General features: G+C 70.9%; 17 protein-coding genes. 6 read left to right on the top strand and 11 right to left on the bottom strand.

Annotated elements, in window-relative coordinates; all coding sequences use genetic code 11:
• Positions 1–91: 91 nt before the first annotated feature.
• The 3 genes from ACZ4UB_RS02395 to ACZ4UB_RS02385 form a co-directional block, all read right to left on the bottom strand.
• Positions 92–1,735 (bottom strand): polyamine aminopropyltransferase, encoded by a 1,644-nt coding sequence (locus tag ACZ4UB_RS02395; RefSeq protein ID WP_468067706.1) that lies wholly within the window; start codon positions 1,733–1,735, stop codon positions 92–94.
• Positions 1,736–1,985: 250 nt separating this feature from the next.
• A complete protein-coding gene (locus ACZ4UB_RS02390; protein ID WP_354383381.1) occupies positions 1,986–2,507 on the bottom strand; it encodes a DUF2617 family protein in 522 nt (173 codons plus the stop codon).
• Positions 2,508–2,838: 331 nt separating this feature from the next.
• Entirely contained in the window at positions 2,839–3,081 is a 243-nt protein-coding gene (locus ACZ4UB_RS02385) for a hypothetical protein (protein ID WP_468067705.1), read from the bottom strand.
• A 182-nt stretch (positions 3,082–3,263) separates the two neighbouring features.
• On the opposite strand from ACZ4UB_RS02385, the gene ACZ4UB_RS02380 reads away from it, so the two are divergent.
• Positions 3,264–4,463 carry a pyridoxal phosphate-dependent aminotransferase gene (locus tag ACZ4UB_RS02380; RefSeq protein WP_468067704.1) on the top strand — a complete coding sequence of 400 codons (1,200 nt, stop codon included), beginning with the start codon at positions 3,264–3,266 and terminating at the stop codon, positions 4,461–4,463.
• A gap of 108 nt (positions 4,464–4,571) precedes the next feature.
• Positions 4,572–5,732: a hypothetical protein gene (locus ACZ4UB_RS02375; RefSeq protein WP_468067703.1), complete on the top strand. Its 1,161-nt coding sequence runs from the start codon at positions 4,572–4,574 to the stop codon at positions 5,730–5,732.
• 39 nt (positions 5,733–5,771) lie between these two features.
• Here the strand turns inward: ACZ4UB_RS02375 and ACZ4UB_RS02370 are convergent, their stop codons facing one another.
• Positions 5,772–6,323 carry a type III secretion system chaperone family protein gene (locus ACZ4UB_RS02370; RefSeq protein WP_354383385.1) on the bottom strand — a complete coding sequence of 184 codons (552 nt, stop codon included), beginning with the start codon at positions 6,321–6,323 and terminating at the stop codon, positions 5,772–5,774.
• 180 nt (positions 6,324–6,503) lie between these two features.
• Entirely contained in the window at positions 6,504–9,089 is a 2,586-nt protein-coding gene (clpB, locus tag ACZ4UB_RS02365) for an ATP-dependent chaperone ClpB (RefSeq protein WP_468067702.1), read from the bottom strand.
• Positions 9,090–9,192: 103 nt separating this feature from the next.
• Here clpB and ACZ4UB_RS02360 point away from each other — a divergent pair, with 103 nt between their 5' ends.
• Entirely contained in the window at positions 9,193–9,597 is a 405-nt protein-coding gene (locus tag ACZ4UB_RS02360) for a pyridoxamine 5'-phosphate oxidase family protein (RefSeq protein WP_468067701.1), read from the top strand.
• A 187-nt stretch (positions 9,598–9,784) separates the two neighbouring features.
• On the opposite strand, the gene ACZ4UB_RS02355 is transcribed toward ACZ4UB_RS02360, so the two are convergent.
• Entirely contained in the window at positions 9,785–10,099 is a 315-nt protein-coding gene (locus ACZ4UB_RS02355; RefSeq protein WP_354383388.1) for a (2Fe-2S)-binding protein, read from the bottom strand.
• Complete coding sequence (locus ACZ4UB_RS02350; RefSeq protein ID WP_354383389.1) at positions 10,096–10,383, bottom strand: hypothetical protein; 288 nt, start codon at positions 10,381–10,383, stop codon at positions 10,096–10,098. Before ACZ4UB_RS02350 ends, ACZ4UB_RS02355 begins: the two co-directional genes overlap by 4 nt.
• An 84-nt stretch (positions 10,384–10,467) precedes the next feature.
• On the opposite strand from ACZ4UB_RS02350, the gene ACZ4UB_RS02345 reads away from it, so the two are divergent.
• Positions 10,468–11,550, top strand: coding sequence for a helix-turn-helix transcriptional regulator (locus ACZ4UB_RS02345; protein ID WP_354383390.1), 1,083 nt, complete (start codon positions 10,468–10,470; stop codon positions 11,548–11,550).
• 69 nt (positions 11,551–11,619) lie between these two features.
• Here ACZ4UB_RS02345 and ACZ4UB_RS02340 read toward each other — a convergent pair whose 3' ends face one another.
• The 4 genes from ACZ4UB_RS02340 to dnaK are packed head-to-tail and all read right to left on the bottom strand — an operon-like array spanning position 11,620 to position 15,826.
• On the bottom strand, positions 11,620–12,066 hold the full coding sequence (locus ACZ4UB_RS02340) for a heat shock protein transcriptional repressor HspR (RefSeq protein WP_354383391.1): 447 nt from the start codon (positions 12,064–12,066) through the stop codon (positions 11,620–11,622).
• A 1-nt stretch (position 12,067) separates the two neighbouring features.
• Positions 12,068–13,258, bottom strand: a complete 1,191-nt coding sequence (gene dnaJ, locus ACZ4UB_RS02335) for a molecular chaperone DnaJ (RefSeq protein WP_468067700.1) — start codon at positions 13,256–13,258, stop codon at positions 12,068–12,070.
• Positions 13,259–13,298: 40 nt separating this feature from the next.
• Entirely contained in the window at positions 13,299–13,976 is a 678-nt protein-coding gene (gene grpE / locus ACZ4UB_RS02330) for a nucleotide exchange factor GrpE (RefSeq protein WP_468067699.1), read from the bottom strand.
• On the bottom strand, positions 13,976–15,826 hold the full coding sequence (gene dnaK, locus ACZ4UB_RS02325; protein WP_354383394.1) for a molecular chaperone DnaK: 1,851 nt from the start codon (positions 15,824–15,826) through the stop codon (positions 13,976–13,978). Before dnaK ends, grpE begins: the two co-directional genes overlap by 1 nt.
• Before the next feature lie 432 nt (positions 15,827–16,258).
• Between dnaK and ACZ4UB_RS02320 the strand changes: the two genes are divergently transcribed.
• On the top strand, positions 16,259–16,864 hold the full coding sequence (locus ACZ4UB_RS02320) for a sugar transferase (protein ID WP_468067698.1): 606 nt from the start codon (positions 16,259–16,261) through the stop codon (positions 16,862–16,864).
• Between the two features lie 129 nt (positions 16,865–16,993).
• Positions 16,994–19,249 carry a (Fe-S)-binding protein gene (locus tag ACZ4UB_RS02315; protein WP_468067697.1) on the top strand — a complete coding sequence of 752 codons (2,256 nt, stop codon included), beginning with the start codon at positions 16,994–16,996 and terminating at the stop codon, positions 19,247–19,249.
• Positions 19,250–19,338: the final 89 nt, after the last annotated feature.

The raw sequence follows: 19,338 nt of genomic DNA, 5'->3' as shown, positions 1-19,338 counted from the left end.
TCAGCCCGCACACGGTCCACTTCGCGTGTATCCACACATTCGGAATGCCCGCCCCCGAGCAGCCCGAACCGCAAGACCTAACGGAGTCCTACTAGAAGGCGTAGCGCGGGTGGGGGAGGGTCGAGGGGGGCAGCCCGCGCATGCGGACGCGTTCGGTGTCGCGGGCCGCGTCCTGGAGCGCGCGGGTGGACAGGGAGCGCAGCACCGGGGCGTCGCCGTCGACCCGCAGTTCGGGGACCGCTTCCCGGGCGGACAGGACGAAGCCCCAGTCCTGGGGCGGTGCGACGGAGCCGCCCTGCGCCCGGTCGGGGCCCGCCGCGAATCCCGTGAGCCGGCCGCCCGCGCTGTACGGGGCGGTCCGCAGCCCGGCGGCGCGCACGGTGGCCTCCACGGTCCAGTAGGTCCGCGGCCGGGAGGTCAACGGGCCCGCGGACACCGCGAGCCGGCCGCCCGGGCTCAGCGCCCGCGCGGCGAGCCCGTAGAACTCCTGGGAGTACAGCTTGGTGCTGGGCGTGATCCCGGGGTCGGGAAGGTCGGACACGATGACGTCGTAGCGTCCGGACGCCCCGGGTCCGCGCAGCCAGTGGAAGGCGTCCGAGTTCACCACGGCGACCCGCGGATCGCCGTACACGTTCCCGTTGAGCTGCGACAGCATCGGGTCGGTGCGGGCGAGCCGGACCACGCCGGGGTCGAGCTCGACGACGGTGACGGAGGCGACGTCCGGGTAGCGCACGACTTCGCGCGCGGCCAGTCCGTCGCCACCGCCCAGGACGAGCACGCGGGCGTGCGGGCCGGCCATCGCGGGGTGCACGAGGGCCTCGTGGTAGCGGTACTCGTCGTAGCCGCTGACCCGCAGCCGCCCGTCGAGGTACAGGTCGAGGGAGCGCGGCGAGCCGGTGGGCGGGCCGGTGACGACCAGTTCCTGGACGCCGGTCTGCAGGGCGACCCGCACCTCGTCGCCGTAGACCGCGCGCCGGGCCATGCGCTCGAAGTCCCCGGCCAGCACGGTCGCCGCGGCCAGGACGAGCAGCACGCCGATGTTGGCGGCGAGCAGCAGCCAGCGCGCGCGCCGGCTCAGGTCGCGGCGGAACAGCCACAGCACGAGCGCCCCGCCCGCGACCGCGTTGACGGTGCCGGTGAGCATCGCCCCGGTGAGTTGGCCGAGCAGCGGCAGGAGCAGGAAGGGGAAGGCGAGGCCCCCGACGAGCGCGCCGACGTAGTCCGCGGCGAAGAGGTCGGCGACGGCGCCGCCCGCGTCCTGCCGCCGGATCCGCTGGATGAGGGTCATCAACAGCGGGATCTCGGCCCCCATGAGGATGCCGATGGCGAGCGAGAAGCCGACCAGCGCCGGTCTGGACTCGCCGAACCAGGCGAAGCTCGCGTACAGCGCCATGGCGGACAGGCCCCCGACCAGGGCGAGCAGCGCCTCGACGGCGCCGAAGCCGAAGGCGGGGCGTTCGCGCAGGCGCTTGGCCAGCAGGGAGCCGACGCCCATGGCGAAGACCATGACGGAGAGCACCACGGACGCCTGGGTGACGGAGTCACCGATCAGGTACGAGCCGAGGGCGAGCAATTCCAGTTCGTACACGAGCCCGCAGGCGGCGCAGACGAACACGGTGGCCAGGACGAGGAGCCGGCCGGTCCGGGGCCGTACGGGGAGGGCGGCCGGGGCGGTGGCCCGGCCCCTGGGCTCCGCTGCCGGGAGCACTCCGCCGGGGGCGGAACGGTCGATCATGAAGCGAACCGTACGTCACTGCCCGGCTGCACCCCGTCACCCACATGGGTGCAAGTGACGCACTGCCCGGGCCACTTGGCGTAACCGGGGAGCGACCCCCGAGCGACCCCGCACGCCGGGACGCGGCGCCACCCGACCCCGGGCACGGCGGACCGGCGCCGCCGGCCCGCCGCCGAAACCGTCGGAACCGGCGCCGGAACCCGCGCCGAAAACCGGTGCGGGACCGGTGCGACGCGCGTACGACCCCGCCCTACTGCGCCGCGGCCGCCATCCGTACGCCCACCCGGGTCCGGGTCGCGACCAGCTGCCCCTCCTGCGGGTAGGCGTGCCAGGTGCGCCACCTCACCTGCCCCTCCGAGCGCTGCGCGAGCAGCGCGGTGAAGGCGTACGGGCTGCCGGGAAAGGTTCCGGCGAGCCCGTTCGGGTGATCCGCGACCAGGGCGAGCAGTTCCTGCGCCCGCCCCGCGAAGGAGCCCTCGGAGAGGATCTCGACGCGCGCGGCGAACTCGTACTCCCAGTCCCCCACCCGCTTGGCCACGCCGAGCGGCAGCGGGGTGCTGCTGCCGGGCATGCAGGCGACCGTCTCCGAGCAGAGCACTTCGCCCTCTTCCAACAACACCTGGTGGGAGGCGCCGAGCAGGCGCAGCTCCACCTTCGCGCTCTCCAGCTCGAGGTTCAGTACGGCGAGGGCGGGCAGCCGCTCCCGACCCAGGGCCCAGGCGAGGTCGGCTGCACGCGTGTCGGTATAGGTGGTCTGGAGGGTCGTGAGCATGAGTCGGCTCCGCAAACGCGCGAGGGGAGATGGGCCGGGAATCCGCCAGCGGTGGTCAACGGGTGGGGGGTCACCGGCTCGGGTCCACAGGAAGTCCAGCGTGGTCCGAGGACTGGTCTACTCAACCGAGGGAATCATGAAAGGCACGGCACTCACAGCGTTTTTACCCAACTTGACGGGGTTTACATCCCCCCGGGGGCTCCACAGTTCAGGTGTTCAACCACCGCTCCCGCGCGGCGGTCCCACACACCGCCCAACCAGGGGTTCCACGGAAATGCGCCCGGCGAAACCCACCCCCGCCGGGCACCTTCCCACCGCATATTCCGCACGCCTACTCCGTGCCGTGCCCCCGGGTCAGCTGCTGCCGCAACCGCCGCCTCCCCCGCCCCCGCCCCCGCAGGACGACGAGGACGAACCGCAGGAGCTGCTCGAACACGAGTGCGAAGACGACGAGCAGGACGAGCCGCTGTCGCCCGCCCACCAGCTGCTGGAGCCGGAAGAGGAACCGGAGGACCGCGAGGACTTCCGCGATCCGCCCCGCGACGACTTCCGCGTCCCGCCGTACGCCAGCCACACGAAGTACCCCACCAGCGCGGCCGCGATCACTGCGAAAAAGGCCAGGAACATGGTCCTCGCCCCCCTCCTGTACGCCTCGGTCCCCCGAGGAGCGGGATCCCCGCGTCCCGCGTGTCAGGGGGATTCCCGCGGCCCGTTCCGGCCAAAGCACACTTGAGCAACTCCAGAGCTTGACCAAGGATGACGCCCATGAGCGCACCCGTGGGCGGCAGCCGCCCCTTCCTGAACCGCCGTCTCGCCTCCTTCGGAACGACGATCTTCGCGGAGATGTCCGCGCTGGCCACGAGCACGGGATCGATCAACCTGGGCCAGGGGTTCCCCGACACCGACGGCCCCGCCGAGATCGCCGAGGCGGCGTCCCGCGCGGTGCTCTCCGGCCGCGGCAACCAGTACCCGCCCGGCCCCGGCGTCCCCGAACTGCGCGCCGCCATCGCCCGCCACCAGCAGCGCTTCTACGGCCTGTCCTACGACCCCGACACCGAGGTCCTGGTCACGGCGGGCGCCACCGAAGCCATCGCGGCCGCCCTCCTCGCCCTCCTCGAACCGGGTGACGAGGTCATCGCCCTCGAACCCTTCTACGACTCCTACGCCGCCTGCATCGCCATGGCGGGCGCCACCCGCGTACCGGTAACCCTGCGCCCGCACGCCGGCGCCTTCGCCCTCGACCTCGACGAGCTGCGCGCCGCCGTCACCCCGCGCACCCGGCTGCTGCTCCTGAACACCCCGCACAACCCGACGGGCACCGTGCTCACCCCGGCCGAGCTGGCCGGGATCGCCGCCCTCGCCGTCGAGCGGGACCTCCTCGTCGTCACCGACGAGGTGTACGAGCACCTGGTCTTCGAGGGCGCGCACACCCCGCTCGCCGGGCTGCCCGGCATGCGCGAGCGCACGGTGACGATCTCCTCCGCGGGCAAGACCTTCTCCTTCACCGGCTGGAAGGTCGGCTGGGTGACGGCCCCGCCGGAGCTGGTCACGGCGGTCCGTTCGGCCAAGCAGTTCCTGACCTACGTCTCCTCGGGCCCGTTCCAGTACGCGATCGCCGAGGCCCTGGACCTGCCCGACGCCTACTACGAGGGCTTCCGCGCCGACATGGCCCGCAAGCGCGACATCCTCTCCGCGGGCCTGACGGCGGCCGGCTTCGAGGTCTACGCCCCGGCCGGCACCTACTTCATCACCACCGACATCGCCGGCTTCGGGGAGCGCGACGGCCTGGACTTCTGCCGCCGCCTGCCCGCCCTGTGCGGGGTCGTGGCCATCCCCAACCAGGTCTTCTACGACGACAAGTCCGCGGGCGCCACCCAGGTCCGCTTCGCCTTCTGCAAGAGGGATTCCGTCCTCCAGGAGGCCGCCACCCGGCTGGGGCGGCTCTCCCGGCTCTGAGGGGCCGGGCGGTCCCGGTCCGACCGGCGACTCGTAGGGTCTCCCTGACGGCCTTCCACCCGCGGACGGACGTACGCGCTCGCACGCAGGAACCGGAAGGCCGCAGAAATGACCACGGGCACGAGCACGGTGAAGGTCTCGCCGCGTCCGCGAACGGCGGCCCTCTCGGCCGGGACCACCGCGCTGGCGGTGTTCGCCGCGGTACGCGCCGTCGGGGTGCTCGTGATCGCCCTCGGCGCCTGGGCGACGGACCGCGATCCGCTCACCGTCCTCGGCACCTCCTTCGACTCCGGCTGGTACGTCGCGATCACCGAGCACGGGTACGGGCGCAGCCTCGCCTGGCCGCACAGCGGCGCCGTACAGAGCGATCTGGCCTTCTTCCCGCTCTATCCCTCACTGATGCGGCTCACCACCCTCCTGCTGCCCGTGGGGGCCGCCGGAGCGGGTCTCCTGGTCGCCTGGGGGGCGGCCGCGGCGGCCGCCGTCGGGATCTACCGGGTCGGCGAGCGGGTCGCCGGGGCCCGGACCGGGGTGCTGCTGGTGGCGCTGTGGGGGGTGCAACCGCACGCCGTGGTGTTCACCGCCGGGTACACGGAGGCGCTGCTGGCCGCGCTGGCCGCCTGGTCGCTGTACGCCCTGCTGCGCGAGCGGTGGCTGTGGGCGGCGGGCCTCGCCGTCCTGGCCGGCCTGACCCGGCCGACCGGCATCGCGGTGGCCGCGGCGGTGTCGGTGACCGCCCTGTACGCGCTGCTGGCGCGCGGGGGGCACCGGCGGCCCGAGGTGTGGGCGGCCGGGCTGCTGGCCCCGACGGGCTGGGCGGCGTACCTCCTGGCCGTGGGAGCGCGGCGCGACGACCTCCTGCACGGCTACTTCGCCGTGCAGGACTCCTGGGGCTCGCGCTTCGACTTCGGGGCCGGGGCGGTGCGCACGGCCTCGCGGGTGTTGATGGGCCAGAGCGGGCCCAACGCCGCGATGACGCTCGTCGTGCTGGCCGTGGCGACGGGCCTGGCGGTGCTGCTCCTGCTGGACCGGGCGCCGCTGCCGCTGCTCGTGTACACGGCGGTGCTGCTGGTGATAACCCTCGGCGGCGCGGGCTTCTTCGAATCGAAGCCGCGGTTCCTGCTGCCGGCCTTCCCGCTGCTGCTGCCGCTCGCGGCCGCCATGGCGAGAGCCCGGCCGCGGACGGCGGTCGTGGTGACCGGGGTCCTGGCCGGGCTCTCGTGCGGCTACGGGGCGTACCTGATGCTCGTGTCCCACGTGCCGCTGTAGCGGCACGTGGGGCGGGCACCGGGTGGGCGGCCCGCCGACTCAGTTCTTCGAGTCGTCGTCGCCCTCGGTGTCGTCCTTCTTCTCGTCCGCCGAGTCGACGTCCTTCTCCAGGCCGAACTGCTCCAGGAGCCACTTGTCGAACTCGATGGACGCGCGGACCCAGCTGACCGTGGAGGACACGAAGTGCTCCAGGGAGACGCCGGTGCCGATCAGCATCTGCGCCTCGCCGATCAGGCGGACCGAGCCGTCGTCGTGGGTGTGGCTGTAGACCTTCGGCCACAGGGTGCGGCGGTTCCAGTCGTCGATCGCTTCGAGGAGCTGGTGCTTGTCCTCGATGGCGTGCGGGCGGTCGTAGAACGTCCGCACCGAGAAGACCTGCTGCTCGTCTTCGCCACGGAACATGAAGTACGTGCGGAAGTCCTCCCACGGCGCCGCGAGGTCACCCTCGTCGTCGACGACGTACTTCAGCTCCATCTGCTCCAGGAGCTGCTTGACCAGGTCCTGGTCGGGGACGACGGGGCCCGCCGGCCCTGTGGCCTGCGGTTCGGGCTGGCCCCCGAAATTCGGAATCGAGGCCGGGTCGATGCTCACCGTGTACTTCCCTTCGTGCGGATTGCTTCATCCTCCCCCATCGCGCCCACCCCGTGTCCACCCCCGGACACCCGATCCGCTCCGGGCGGACACGCATAAGGGCTGGTTAAGCGCCCGTATGGCCGGACAGGTCCGGTCGCACGGGGCGACCGGACCGGCCGGATCACAGCGGTTCGCGGATCACAGCGCTTTGCCGACCAGCAGGCCGTCGCCCGCCACGTCCACGCGGACCGTGTCGCCGTCCTTGACCTCGCCCGCGAGGATCTCCTTGGCGAGCCGGTCGCCGATCGAGGTCTGGATCAGGCGGCGCAGCGGGCGGGCGCCGTAGGCCGGGTCGTTGCCATGGTCCGCGAGCCAGGCCAGCGCCTCGGGCGTCACGTCCAGGGTCAGTCGCCGCTCGGCGAGGCGGGCCGCCAGCCGGCCGATCTGGAGCTCGGCGATGTGCGCGAGCTCGTCCCGGTCCAGTGCGGAGAAGACCACGAGGTCGTCGAGGCGGTTGATGAACTCCGGCTTGAAGCTCGCCCGCACCACCTCCAGGACCTGGGCCTTCTTCACCTCCGCCGAGGTCAGCGGGTCCATCAGGTGCTGGCTGCCCAGATTCGAGGTCAACACCAGGATGGTGTTGCGGAAGTCGACCGTACGGCCCTGCCCGTCGGTCAGCCGCCCGTCATCGAGCACCTGGAGCAGGACGTCGAAGACCTCCGGATGCGCCTTCTCCACCTCGTCCAGCAGCACCACGCTGTACGGGCGCCGGCGCACCGCCTCGGTCAGCTGACCGCCCTCCTCGTAGCCGACGTAGCCGGGCGGGGCGCCGACGAGGCGGGCCACGCTGTGCTTCTCGCCGTACTCCGACATGTCGATGCGGATCATGGCCCGCTCGTCGTCGAAGAGGAAGTCCGCGAGCGCCTTCGCCAGCTCCGTCTTGCCCACGCCCGTCGGCCCCAGGAAGAGGAACGAGCCGGTCGGCCGGTCCGGGTCCGCGATCCCCGCCCGGGTGCGCCGCACCGCGTCGGAGACCGCCTGCACCGCCTCCTGCTGGCCGATCAGCCGCCGCCCCAGCTCCTCCTCCATCCGCAGCAGCTTCTGCGTCTCGCCCTCCAGCAGCCGCCCGGCCGGGATCCCGGTCCACGCGCCCACCACGTCCGCGATGTCGTCCGGACCGACCTCGTCCTTCACCATCGTGTCCAGGGAGACCTCCGCCTCCGCCTCGGTGGCCTCGGCGAGCTCCCGTTCGAGCGCCGGGATCTCCCCGTAGAGCAGCTGCGAGGCCGCGTCGAAGTCGCCGTCGCGCTGCGCCCGTTCGGCCTGACCGCGCAGGTCGTCCAGGCGCTCCTTCAGCTCGCCGACCCGGTTCAGGGACCGCTTCTCCTTCTCCCAGCGCGCGTTCAGCCCGCGCAGCTCCTCGTCCTTGTCGGCGAGGTCCTTGCGCAGCCGCTCCAGGCGCTCGATGGAGGCCGGGTCGGACTCGTTCTTCAGCGCGAGCTCCTCCATCCGCAGGCGGTCCACGGAACGCTGGAGCTCGTCGATCTCCACCGGAGAGGAGTCGATCTCCATCCGCAGCCGCGACGCCGCCTCGTCCACGAGGTCGATCGCCTTGTCGGGGAGGAACCGCGAGGTGATGTAGCGGTCCGAGAGCGTCGCCGCCGCCACCAGCGCGCTGTCGTTGATGACCACCTTGTGGTGCGCCTCGTAGCGGCCCTTGAGCCCGCGCAGGATCGCGATGGTGTCCTCGACGCTCGGCTCGGCGACCAGCACCTGCTGGAAGCGGCGCTCCAGCGCCGGGTCCTTCTCGATGCGCTCGCGGTACTCGTCCAGCGTGGTCGCGCCGACCATCCGCAGCTCGCCGCGGGCCAGCATCGGCTTGAGCATGTTGCCCGCGTCCATCGCCGAGTCCCCGCCGGCGCCCGCGCCGACCACGGTGTGCAGCTCGTCGATGAAGGTGATGATCTGCCCGTCGCTGGACTTGATCTCCGCCAGGACCGTCTTGAGCCGTTCCTCGAACTCGCCGCGGTACTTCGCCCCGGCCACCATGGCGCCGAGGTCCAGGGAGACGAGCCGCTTGTTCTTGAGGGACTCCGGGACGTCGCCCTTGACGATCCGCTGGGCCAGGCCCTCGACCACGGCCGTCTTGCCCACGCCGGGCTCGCCGATCAGCACCGGGTTGTTCTTCGTGCGGCGCGAGAGGACCTGCACCACCCGGCGGATCTCCTGGTCCCGACCGATCACCGGGTCGAGCTTGCCCTCACGGGCCGCCGCCGTGAAGTCGGTACCGAACTTCTCCAGGGCCTTGTACTGGCCCTCGGGGTCGGGGGAGGTCACCCGGCGCCCTCCTCGTGAGGTCTCGAAAGCGGACAGCAGCTTCTTCGCGGTGGCGCCCTGTGCGGTGAGGACCTCGCCCGCCGGACCGCCCTTGGCGGCGATGGCGATGAGGAGGTGCTCGGTGGAGAGGTACTCGTCGCCCAGGCGCCCGGCCTCGCGGTCGGCCTCGGCGAGTACGGCGAGCAGGTCGCGGCTGGGCTGCGGCGGCGCGACCGTGGAGCCGGTGACGCTGGGCAGCGCGGCGAGCAGGCGCTCGGCGCCCGCCCGTACGACGGCCTGGTCGGCGTCGGTGGCCGCGAGCAGGTCGGTGACGTTCTCGTTGTCCTCGCCCGTGAGCAGGGCCAGCAGCAGGTGCGCGGGGGTCAGGTCGGCGTGGCCGCCCTGCACCGCCCGGCTGGTGGCGGCGTTCAGGGCGGCGCGGCTCTTGTTGGTCAGCTCGGCGTCCACGTACGGCTCCTCTCCGTTCCTTCTCGCGTTGCTTCTCTGCTAGGGGAAGCGTGCACAAAGTTGAGTCTATTCCACTCAAGAAGAAGCTCGTACGCTTCGGCGCATGTCCCATGACGTACTCAACCCGACGGCCGACTACCTCGCCTTCTGGCAGGAACGGCACGTGTGCACGCTGACCACCCCGCGCCCCGACGGAAGTCCGCACGTCGTGCCCGTGGGCGTGACGTACGACCCGGAGGCCGGGGTGGCGCGGGTGATCAGCAACAAGCACAGCAAGAAGATCCGCAACGTCCTGGCGGCGGGGCCGGAGGGCGTCCGGGTCGCGGTGTGCCAGATGGCGGGGCGTCGCTGGGCGACGCTGGAGGGGCGCGCCAGGATCCTCGACGACGAGGCGTCGGTCGCCGAGGCGGTGGAGCGCTACGCGCAGCGGTACGGACGCGTCCCGTCGCCCAATCCGGACCGGGTCGTCCTGGTGATCACGCTGGAGCGCGCGATGGGCCGCGCCTGAGGGGCGGAGCAGGGGTGTGCCCCTCGGGCGGGCGCGGGCGCCACTGATTTATTCGGGCCAATTCCGGAACGTTTCCGGTTCAAGCACTGGACGTGAGGAGCACAGCGGCGCCATCGTGTTCAGGTTCACGATGGCGCCGCTGTGTGGGGGAAGCGCCTGAGCGATCTGCGACGACGGGGGAATCGCTTCAGGCACTGCGGGGGGTGGCGGTAGTGACATCGGGTTCGAAGAGCTGGTGATCGCGCTGATCAAGGTTGACGAAGACCATTCCGTACCGCACCTCGCAGCGGACGGGCTGCGGCGCGCCGCGCGGGCGGCGCAGGCAGCGGTAGGCACGGACGTCCTCGTCCTCCTCGCGCACGACGACGATCGGCTGGCCGAAGAGGGTGACCATCAACGAATCGCCAGTGTGGGGGATGGCCGTGACGAGATCGATGAACTGCCATCCGGACCGGTACGCGGAGGCCATCTCGCGACGGAAGTCGCGGTCGTCGGGGGTCATGAGGACACCGCCTCGGGGTGAGAGGTCCAACCGGTGTCACCCTCGGAACCTTGCGGTGAGTCGGTCCAGCCCGTGTCGTCCTTCAGAGCCACCGGTGCGTTGGTCCAGCCGGTGTCGAACGATGTTCCTGCCGGCGCCATGGTCCAGCCTGTGTCATAGCTGGCCCTGAGGCTCCCCGCGTCTGTGTCGACGGCGCTGATTGCACCAAAAACCGCAACGGCGGAGAAAACAACGGCAAGCGCCGAGCGAAGCATTCTTTTGTACATGGTCGGCTTCGTCCTCACTTGATGGAATCCTCTCCCCCGCGTGTCCGACGATGGCTCATTCAGGCACGTCACTGCCACAGGGACGATGCATCATGTTCTTGCATGTTCAGGACCCTGGGGGGTGGAGATTTGCCCAGAAGCGGCACAAACGAGACACATCCCCACCCCGTCACGTCTCTGTGCGACGAGGGAGCACGGCTCTACGCGGCAGCGCTCAGCACGGGCCGTATCGCAAGGGGAGAAGTTGAAAATGCCCCCTGCCTGCTTGAATTCGCTCTTCTGCAGCCCGATCCGGACGACGCGAACCAGCTGCGTCCGGTTCCCCCATCCGTCGCATTGGCCCAACGTCTTCATCCGATTGAACGTGAGATCCAGGACCGCAGACGCAGCGCTGTAGATCTCACCGACGCTTTCGAGCCGTTCCTTACCATCAGTGCCCAGAGTCCCGCCAACACCCACGCCATCACCGTGCTGGAGGGATTCGAGCGGATCAACGCGGCCCTGAACCTGGCGACGGCCGAATGTCACACCGAGGTGCTGACGGTCCAGCCCGGCGGCGCCCGGCCCTCGCTCGCCCTGACCCAGGCGCTGGAGCGCGACGCCCCGCTGATCGACCGCGGGGTCAGCATACGGACCCTCTACCAACACACCGCGCGGCACAGCCAGGGCACGCTGGCCTACGTGGACCGGATCTCCGCGGGCAAGGTGGAGATCCGTACGCTCGAAGAACTGATAGAGCGCCTGATCATCTTCGACCGCACCGTGGCCTTCATCCCCGCCAGCGACGACCGGCGGGTGGCGCTGGAGCTGCGGCACCCGGGTCTGGTCGAGTACCTCATCAAGGTCTTCGAGCAGCTCTGGCGGCGCGCTGTGCCCCTGCGCCAGGAAGTGACGTACCGGCACACCCCCGAGGGGATTTCCGGCGTCCAGCGCTCCATCGCGCAGCTCCTCGTCGAGGGGTACGTCGACGAGGCCATCGCCCGGCGGCTCGGCATGAACGTGCGCACCGCCCGCGCGCACATCGCGAAGCTGGCCACCGTCCTGGGCAGCGGGAGCCGTGCGCAGCTCGGCTTCCTCATCGCGCAGTCGGGGATCCTCGACGGACCGGGCGCCCTGCCGGGCGGCGGCGGGCTCACCGCCGAACACGACCCGGACCCGGACCTCGGCCCCGACCACCTGGTGTGAGCACGCGCGGGGGCCCCGCCCCCCGGGTGGGGGGCGGGGCCCCTGACGGTCCCTGCCTGCGTGCGCGGGTCAGTCCAGCGGCCGCTTGGGCCGCCACACGACCAGGGCGTTGCCCGGCTGCGGCGCCTGGTACGGGACCAGGTCGCGCCGGTACGAGGCGTGCACCTGGGCCTCGCGCTGGCGCAGCACCGCCGCCGCACCGTCCACAGCTGTGGACAGCTCGGCGACGCGCTGCTGGAGCGCGGCGACCTGGTTCTCCAGCTCGATGATCCGCTTGATGCCCGCCAGGTTGATGCCCTCGTCCTGGGACAACGCCTGCACCGTGCGGAGCAGCTCGATGTCCCGGGCCGAATAGCGCCGGCCCCGCCCGGCCGTCCGGTCCGGGGAGACCAGGCCGAGGCGGTCGTACTGACGGAGGGTCTGCGGATGCAGGCCCGAGAGCTGGGCGGCCACCGAGATGACGTAGACCGGGGTCTCGTCGGTCAGCTGATAAGGATTGCGTCGGCGGCCGTCCATGTCATGCTCCCTTCGCGGACTCGAACAGGATGGAGCGCGGGTCCTCCGAGGCCGTGGCGTCGCGGAACGACTCCAGCGCCTCGCGGGCCTTGTCCGACAGCTCTGTCGGGACGGCCACTTCGACCGTCACCAGCAGGTCGCCGCGGGTGCCGTCCTTGCGGACCGCGCCCTTGCCACGGGCGCGCATCGTGCGCCCGTTGGGGGTGCCCGGCGGCAGCTTCAGCGTCACCGCGGGGCCGTTCAGCGTCGGCACCTTGATGTCGGCGCCCAGGGTCGCCTCGGCGAAGGTGACGGGGACGGTGACCGTGAGGTTGTCGCCCTTGCGCCCGAACACCGGGTGGCTGTCCACGTGCACGACGACGTACAGGTCGCCGCCGGGACCGCCGCGCTCGCCCGGAGCGCCCTTGCCGCGCAGCCGGATCCGCTGGCCGTCCAAGACGCCCGCCGGGATCCGGACCTGCATGGTGCGCGAGGAGCGGGCCCGGCCGCTGCCCTTGCAGACGTCGCAGGGGGTCTCGGCGATCAGGCCGCGGCCCTTGCAGTCCGCGCACGGGTCGGTCAGCGAGAAGCCGCCACCGCTGCCGCGCGAGACCTGCCCGGTGCCGACGCAGGTCGGGCACACCCGGGGCGTGCCGTTCTTGTCGCCGGTGCCCGAACACGCCTTGCAGGGCGCCTGCGAGGACATCCGCAGCGGCACCGTGGCCCCGTCCACCGCCTCCGTGAAGGAGAGGGTGACCTCGGACTCGATGTCCTGGCCGCGGCGCGGCTGGGTGCGGGTGCCCGCGCCGGGGCCCGCGCCACCGCGGTTGAACAGGCCGCCGAAGACGTCGCCCAGACCGCCGCCGAAGCCGCCGGCGCCCGCTCCGCCCCCGCCCTGGGCGCCTCCGAAGAGGTCGCCCAGGTCGAAGTTGGAGAAACCGCCGCCACCGCCGGGACCGGGGCGGAAGCCACCGTTCCCGAACAGCGCGCGGGCCTCGTCGTACTCCTTGCGCTTCTTGCTGTCACCGAGGACGTCGTGTGCCTCGGAGATCTCCTTGAAGCGCTCCTCGGCCGCCGAGTCACCCTTGTTGGCGTCCGGGTGGAACTCGCGGGCGAGCTTCCGGTACGCCTTCTTGATCTCGGCCTCGGTGGCGTCCTTCGGGACACCGAGGACCTTGTAGTAGTCCTTCTCGACGAAGTCCTTAGTGCTCATCCTCGGTGGCCCTCCTCTCGTGACGTGCTGACATCGAACTTCAGCCCTTGTCGGGCCCGTCCGTGTCCGTGCCCTGTTCGGCCGCGTCCTCGGACTTGGCCGGAGCGGCCGCGCCCGGCTGGGGCTCGGCCACCGCGACGCGCGCGGGACGGATCGTACGCTCGCCGATCCGGTACCCCGGCTGCAGGATCGCCACGCAGGTCGTCTCGGTGACGTCCGGCGCGTACGAGTGCATCAGGGCCTCGTGGATCGTCGGGTCGAAGGGCTCGCCCTCCTTGCCGAACTGCTGCAGGCCCATCTTGGCGGCGGCCGTCTCCAGCGATTCGGCCACCGACTTGAAGCCACCGAGCAGTTCGCCATGCTCCCGCGCCCGACCGATGTCGTCCAGCGTCGGGAGCAGTTCGGTCAGGAGGGACGCGACCGCGATCTCCTTGACCGCGATCCGGTCCCGCTCGACCCGGCGGCGGTAGTTCTGGTACTCCGCCTGGAGCCGCTGGAGGTCCGCGGTGCGCTCGCCGAGCGCGGTGCGGGCCTGGTCCAGCTGGGCCAGGAGGGCGGTTTCCTTGCCGAGCGAGTCGGCTGCTCCTGCGTCCCCGGCCGGGGCCGCCTTCTCCTCCTCGGAGGAGTCGGCGGCCTTCGGCTCGGCAGCGGCGTCGTCCGCCTTGTCGCCGGTGGGGACTTCGGGCTTCTCGTCGAAGCCCGGGGTCTCCTCCGACATCAGGCAGCGCCACCCTTCGGCTTCTCGTCGTCGACGATCTCGGCGTCGACGACGTCGTCGTCGGCCTTGGCCTGACCCGCGTCACCGGTCGGCGCGCCACCGGCGGCCTGGGCGCCCTGGGCGTCGGCGTAGATCGCCTGGCCGAGCTTCTGGCTGACGGCGCCCAGCTTCTCGGTCGCGGTGCGGATCTCGGCGGAGTCCTCGCCCTTGAGCTTTTCCTTCAGCTCGGCGATGGAGGCCTCGACCTCGGCCTTGACGTCGGCCGGGACCTTGTCCTCGTTGTCCTTGACGAACTTCTCCGTCTGGTAGACGAGCTGCTCGCCCTGGTTGCGGGACTCGGCCGCCTCCTTGCGACGGGAGTCCTCGTCCGCGTACTGCTCCGCCTCCTGGCGCATGCGGTCGACCTCGTCCTTGGCGAGCGAGGAGCCGCCGGTGACGGTCATCTTCTGCTCCTTGCCCGTGCCGAGGTCCTTGGCCGTGACGTGCATGATGCCGTTCGCGTCGATGTCGAAGGCGACCTCGACCTGCGGGACGCCGCGCGGGGCCGGGGGCAGGCCGGTCAGCTCGAACATGCCGAGCTTCTTGTTGTACGCCGCGATCTCGCGCTCGCCCTGGTAGACCTGGATCTGCACGGACGGCTGGTTGTCCTCGGCCGTCGTGAAGATCTCGGACCGCTTGGTCGGGATCGTGGTGTTGCGCTCGATGAGCTTGGTCATGATGCCGCCCTTGGTTTCGATACCGAGGGACAGCGGGGTCACGTCGAGGAGCAGGACGTCCTTGACCTCACCCTTGAGGACACCGGCCTGGAGGGTCGCGCCGAGGGCGACGACCTCGTCCGGGTTGACGCCCTTGTTGGCGTCCTGACCGCCGGTGAGCTCCTTGACGAGCTCGGCGACGGCCGGCATGCGGGTGGAGCCGCCGACGAGGACGACGTGGTCGATCTCGGACAGCTGGATGCCGGCGTCCTTGATGACGTTGTGGAACGGAGCCTTGCAACGCTCCAGCAGGTCCGCGGTCAGCTGCTGGAACTGGGCGCGCGTGAGCTTCTCGTCCAGGTGCAGCGGGCCCTCGGCGGACGCCGTGATGTAGGGCAGGTTGATCGAGGTCTCCGTGGAGGAGGACAGCTCGATCTTCGCCTTCTCGGCGGCCTCGCGCAGACGCTGGAGCGCCATCTTGTCCTTGGCGAGGTCGACGCCGTGGCCGTTCTGGAACTGCTTCACGAGGTACTCGACGACGCGCTGGTCCCAGTCGTCGCCACCGAGGTGGTTGTCACCGTTGGTGGCCTTGACCTCGACGACGCCGTCGCCGATCTCCAGGAGCGACACGTCGAAGGTGCCGCCACCGAGGTCGAAGACGAGAATGGTCTGGTCGTCCTTGTCGAGACCGTAGGCCAGGGCGGCGGCGGTGGGCTCGTTGACGATGCGCAGGACGTTCAGACCCGCGATCTCACCGGCCTCCTTCGTCGCCTGACGCTCGGAGTCGTTGAAGTAGGCCGGGACGGTGATGACCGCGTCCGTGACCTTCTCACCCAGGTAGGCCTCGGCGTCGCGCTTCAGCTTCTGCAGGATGAAGGCGCTCATCTGCTGCGGGTTGAAGTCCTTGCCGTCCAGGTTGATCTTCCAGTCGGTGCCCATGTGGCGCTTGACCGACCGGATGGTCCTGTCGACGTTGGTGACCGCCTGGCGCTTGGCCACCTCGCCGACGAGGACCTCGCCGTTCTTGGCGAAGGCGACGACGGACGGCGTGGTCCTGGCGCCCTCGGCGTTGGTGATGACGGTGGGCTCGCCGCCTTCCAGAACGCTGACGACCGAGTTGGTGGTGCCCAGGTCGATGCCGACCGCACGTGCCATTTTGATTCCTCCAGCAACACTGACTTGAGTGGAACAGACTCAAGGATGCACCACGCCCCCCAGATCGTCAACAGACCTGAGTCGACCCCACTCAACTTTTAGGCCGCCCTTACGCTCAGCGATGGGGCCCGCGCGGGCCGATCCAGCCTCCGGCGGGCCCTCAAACGCCGGGCAGGCTGAAGACGGCCGGGCCACATCCAGCCCCGGCCGGCCACTTACAGCCCCGCCGGCGTTTGAGGCGCGGGGTCCGGGGCGGAGCCCCGGGGGCGGGACGCCGGGCCACATCCAGCCCCGCCGGCGTTTGAGGCGCGGGGTCCGGGGCGGAGCCCCGGGGGGCGAGCCCCGGGGCGGGGCAGGGCCGAGCGGGGGACCCGACGGGGACCCGCCGCGCGCCCCCACCCCCCGCCGGGAGGCGTACGGCACGGTGCCCCCATGCCGCTGCTGCCACCCCTCCCCCTCCCCGCCGCCCCACCGGCGAAACGGGTCGTCGACCTCCTCGGCGCGCTGCTCCTGCTGACCCTGCTGGCCCTCCCCCTGGCCACGGTGGCCGCCCTCCTGTACGCCGCCACGCCGCGCGCGGGCGCCTTCGTACGGGAGACCCGCGCCGGCCTCGCCGGCCACCCCTTCCGCACCTGGCGCTTCCGCACGGACGGCCCCCGCCTCGGGGCCGCCCTGGACCGCTGGGCCCTGGACGGGCTCCCCCAGCTGCTGAACGTGGTCCGCGGCGAGATGTCCCTGGTCGGCCCCCGCCCCCTCGCCCACGCGGAGCACCCCGAGCGGCTGCTCGTACGCCCCGGCATGACCGGCCTGTGGCAGGTGAGCGCGCGCTCGGACCTGCCCTGGGAGGAGATGGACCTGCTGGACCGGCACTACGTGGAGAACCACTGGCTCGGAATGGACCTGGCGATCCTCGCGCAGACCCCCCGCGCGGTGGTCCGCACGGCCGGCCCGAGGCCCCCGACGAGCCCCCCGCCCGCACCGGCGACCACACCCGCCACCGGCGCCCGGACGGAGCCCGCACCGCAAAGGGTGGCCTGAGCGACACAGATCACCGCGCGCTCGGCTACATTGCGGCTCGGGGAATGGGTAATCTCAAGGCTTGACTGACTAAGTTACTGCTTAGTAAGTGCCCGAGTGCCCGCCCTGGCCCGCCCGAGGAGCCCTCCCATGCAACTCGCCGCGATCATCGTGTCGCTGGTCCTGACCGTGGTCGGCGTCGCGCTGGCCGGTCGAGCCGCCGCGCAGATCTACCGGTTCGTCAAACTCGGCCAGCCGGTCCCGGCGGGCTCCCGAACCGGCAACCCGGTGCAGCGCACCAAGACGCTGGCGAAGGAATTCGTCCTCCACACCCGGATGAACACGTGGGGCGTCGTCGGCGTCGCGCACTGGTTCGTCGCCGTCGGCTTCCTCACCCTCGGGCTGACGATCGTCACCGCCTACGGCCAGCTGTTCAAGGCCGACTGGACCCTGCCGATCCTCGGCGGCTTCCTGCCGTACGAGATGTACACCGAGTTCATCGCGCTGATGACCACGGTCGGCATCCTCGTCCTCATCGCCATCCGGCAGCTCAACCTGCCCTCCCGCGCCGGCCGCAAGTCGCGCTTCGCCGGTTCGACCACCTGGCAGGCGTACTTCGTCGAGGGCGTCATCCTCGTCATCGGCCTCGCGATCATGACGCTGCGCGGCCTCGAGGGCGCGATGCACCACGTCGAGAGCTACGACCCCGCGTTCTGGGCCTCGTACCCGCTGGTCGCGGCCTTCCGCGGACTGAGCCCGGAAACGCTCCAGAACCTGGTCTACCTGACCGCGATGATCAAGCTCGGCGTGACCATGGGCTGGGCCATCACCATCGGCCTCAACACCACCATGGGTGTCGCCTGGCACCGCTTCCTCGCGTTCTTCAACATCTACTTCAAGCGCGAGGAGAGCGGCGCCACCGCCCTCGGCGCCCTGCAGCCCATGACCTCGGGCGGCAAGCTGATCGACTTCGAGGACCCGGGCGAGGACGACGTCTTCGGCGTCTCCCAGGTCGAGCAGTTCTCCTGGAAGGGCATCCTCGACTTCTCCACCTGCACCGAGTGCGGCCGCTGCCAGTCGCAGTGCCCCGCCTGGAACACCGGCAAGCCGCTCTCGCCGAAGCTCCTGATCATGTCGCTGCGCGAGCACGCCGCCGCCAAGGCGCCGTACCTGCTCGCGGGCGGCGGCAAGGACATGGAGGGCAACGAGAAGGCGACCCCGGAGCAGCTGAAGGACGTACCGGCGGCCGCCCTGGCCGAGGCCGAGCGCCCGCTCATCGGCACCGCCGAGGAGAACGGCGTCATCGACCCGGACGTGCTGTGGTCCTGCACCAGCTGCGGCGCGTGCGTGGAGCAGTGCCCGGTCGACATCGAGCACATCGACCACATCGTGGACATGCGCCGCTACCAGGTGATGATCGAGAGCGCCTTCCCGAGCGAGGCCGGGACGATGCTCAAGAACCTGGAGAAGAAGGGCAACCCCTGGGGGCTGGCCAAGAAGCAGCGCGTCGAGTGGACGAAGGAGGTGGACTTCGAGGTCCCGATCATCGGCAAGGACGCGGAGGACCTCTCCGAGTACGACTACCTCTACTGGGTCGGCTGCGCCGGCGCCCTGGAAGACCGGGCCAAGAAGACCACGAAGGCCTTCGCGGAGCTGCTGAACATGGCGGGCGTCAAGTTCGCGATCATGGGCGGCGACGAGAAGTGCACGGGTGACTCCCCGCGCCGTCTGGGCAACGAGCCGCTGTTCCAGCAGCTCGCCCAGGAGAACGTGGCCATGCTCAACATGGCCTTCGGCGAGGACGACGACGACCCGGCGACGAAGAAGCCGAAGTCGGCGAAGCGCATCGTCTCGACCTGCCCGCACTGCTTCAACACCATCGCGAACGAGTACCCGCAGCTGGGCGGCGAGTACGAGGTCATCCACCACACGCAGCTGCTCCAGCACCTGATCGACGAGGGCCGCCTCACCCCGGTCACCCCGGTCGACGGCCTGATCACCTACCACGACCCCTGCTACCTGGGCCGCCACAACAAGGTCTACACGCCGCCGCGCGAGATCATGTCGGCCGTGCCGGGCCTGCGCCAGCAGGAGATGCACCGCCACAAGGAGCGGGGCTTCTGCTGCGGCGCCGGTGGCGCGCGGATGTGGATGGAGGAGCGGATCGGCAAGCGCATCAACAACGAGCGCGTCGACGAGGCCCTGTCCCTCAACCCCGACATCGTCTCGACCGCGTGCCCGTTCTGCCTGGTCATGCTGACCGACTCGGTCAACGGCAAGAAGAACGACGGCCAGGCGAAGGAGTCGGTGCAGGTCGTCGACGTGGCGCAGCTGCTGCTGGAGTCCGTACGGATCCCCGCGGCGCCGGAGCCGGAGCCGACGCCGGAGGCCGAGCCCGCGGGCTGACGCGCGAACGCACACGCACACGGCGGCGGCCGGTACCCCTCGCGAGGGGTACCGGCCGCCACCGTGTGCGTGTGCGTTCGCGCGTCAGC

Source organism: Streptomyces sp. NPDC028419, assembly GCF_055565515.1.
The sequence above is the reverse complement of the archived record's forward strand: the minus strand, read 5'-3'. Positions and strand labels throughout refer to the sequence as shown.

What these genes read in the sequence shown, in the direction of transcription:
- ACZ4UB_RS02315 (WP_468067697.1), top strand. Translation starts at nt 16,994, where the DNA reads ATGCAACTCGCCGCGATCATCGTGTCGCTGGTCCTGACCGTGGTCGGC.
- ACZ4UB_RS02360 (WP_468067701.1), top strand. Translation starts at nt 9,193, where the DNA reads ATGTCCCATGACGTACTCAACCCGACGGCCGACTACCTCGCCTTCTGG.
- ACZ4UB_RS02390 (WP_354383381.1), bottom strand. Translation starts at nt 2,507, where the DNA reads ATGCTCACGACCCTCCAGACCACCTATACCGACACGCGTGCAGCCGAC.
- ACZ4UB_RS02395 (WP_468067706.1), bottom strand. Translation starts at nt 1,735, where the DNA reads ATGATCGACCGTTCCGCCCCCGGCGGAGTGCTCCCGGCAGCGGAGCCC.
- ACZ4UB_RS02380 (WP_468067704.1), top strand. Translation starts at nt 3,264, where the DNA reads ATGACGCCCATGAGCGCACCCGTGGGCGGCAGCCGCCCCTTCCTGAAC.
- dnaK (WP_354383394.1), bottom strand. Translation starts at nt 15,826, where the DNA reads ATGGCACGTGCGGTCGGCATCGACCTGGGCACCACCAACTCGGTCGTC.
- ACZ4UB_RS02340 (WP_354383391.1), bottom strand. Translation starts at nt 12,066, where the DNA reads ATGGACGGCCGCCGACGCAATCCTTATCAGCTGACCGACGAGACCCCG.
- grpE (WP_468067699.1), bottom strand. Translation starts at nt 13,976, where the DNA reads ATGTCGGAGGAGACCCCGGGCTTCGACGAGAAGCCCGAAGTCCCCACC.
- ACZ4UB_RS02345 (WP_354383390.1), top strand. Translation starts at nt 10,468, where the DNA reads ATGTTCAGGACCCTGGGGGGTGGAGATTTGCCCAGAAGCGGCACAAAC.
- ACZ4UB_RS02320 (WP_468067698.1), top strand. Translation starts at nt 16,259, where the DNA reads ATGCCGCTGCTGCCACCCCTCCCCCTCCCCGCCGCCCCACCGGCGAAA.
- ACZ4UB_RS02355 (WP_354383388.1), bottom strand. Translation starts at nt 10,099, where the DNA reads ATGACCCCCGACGACCGCGACTTCCGTCGCGAGATGGCCTCCGCGTAC.
- ACZ4UB_RS02375 (WP_468067703.1), top strand. Translation starts at nt 4,572, where the DNA reads ATGACCACGGGCACGAGCACGGTGAAGGTCTCGCCGCGTCCGCGAACG.
- dnaJ (WP_468067700.1), bottom strand. Translation starts at nt 13,258, where the DNA reads ATGAGCACTAAGGACTTCGTCGAGAAGGACTACTACAAGGTCCTCGGT.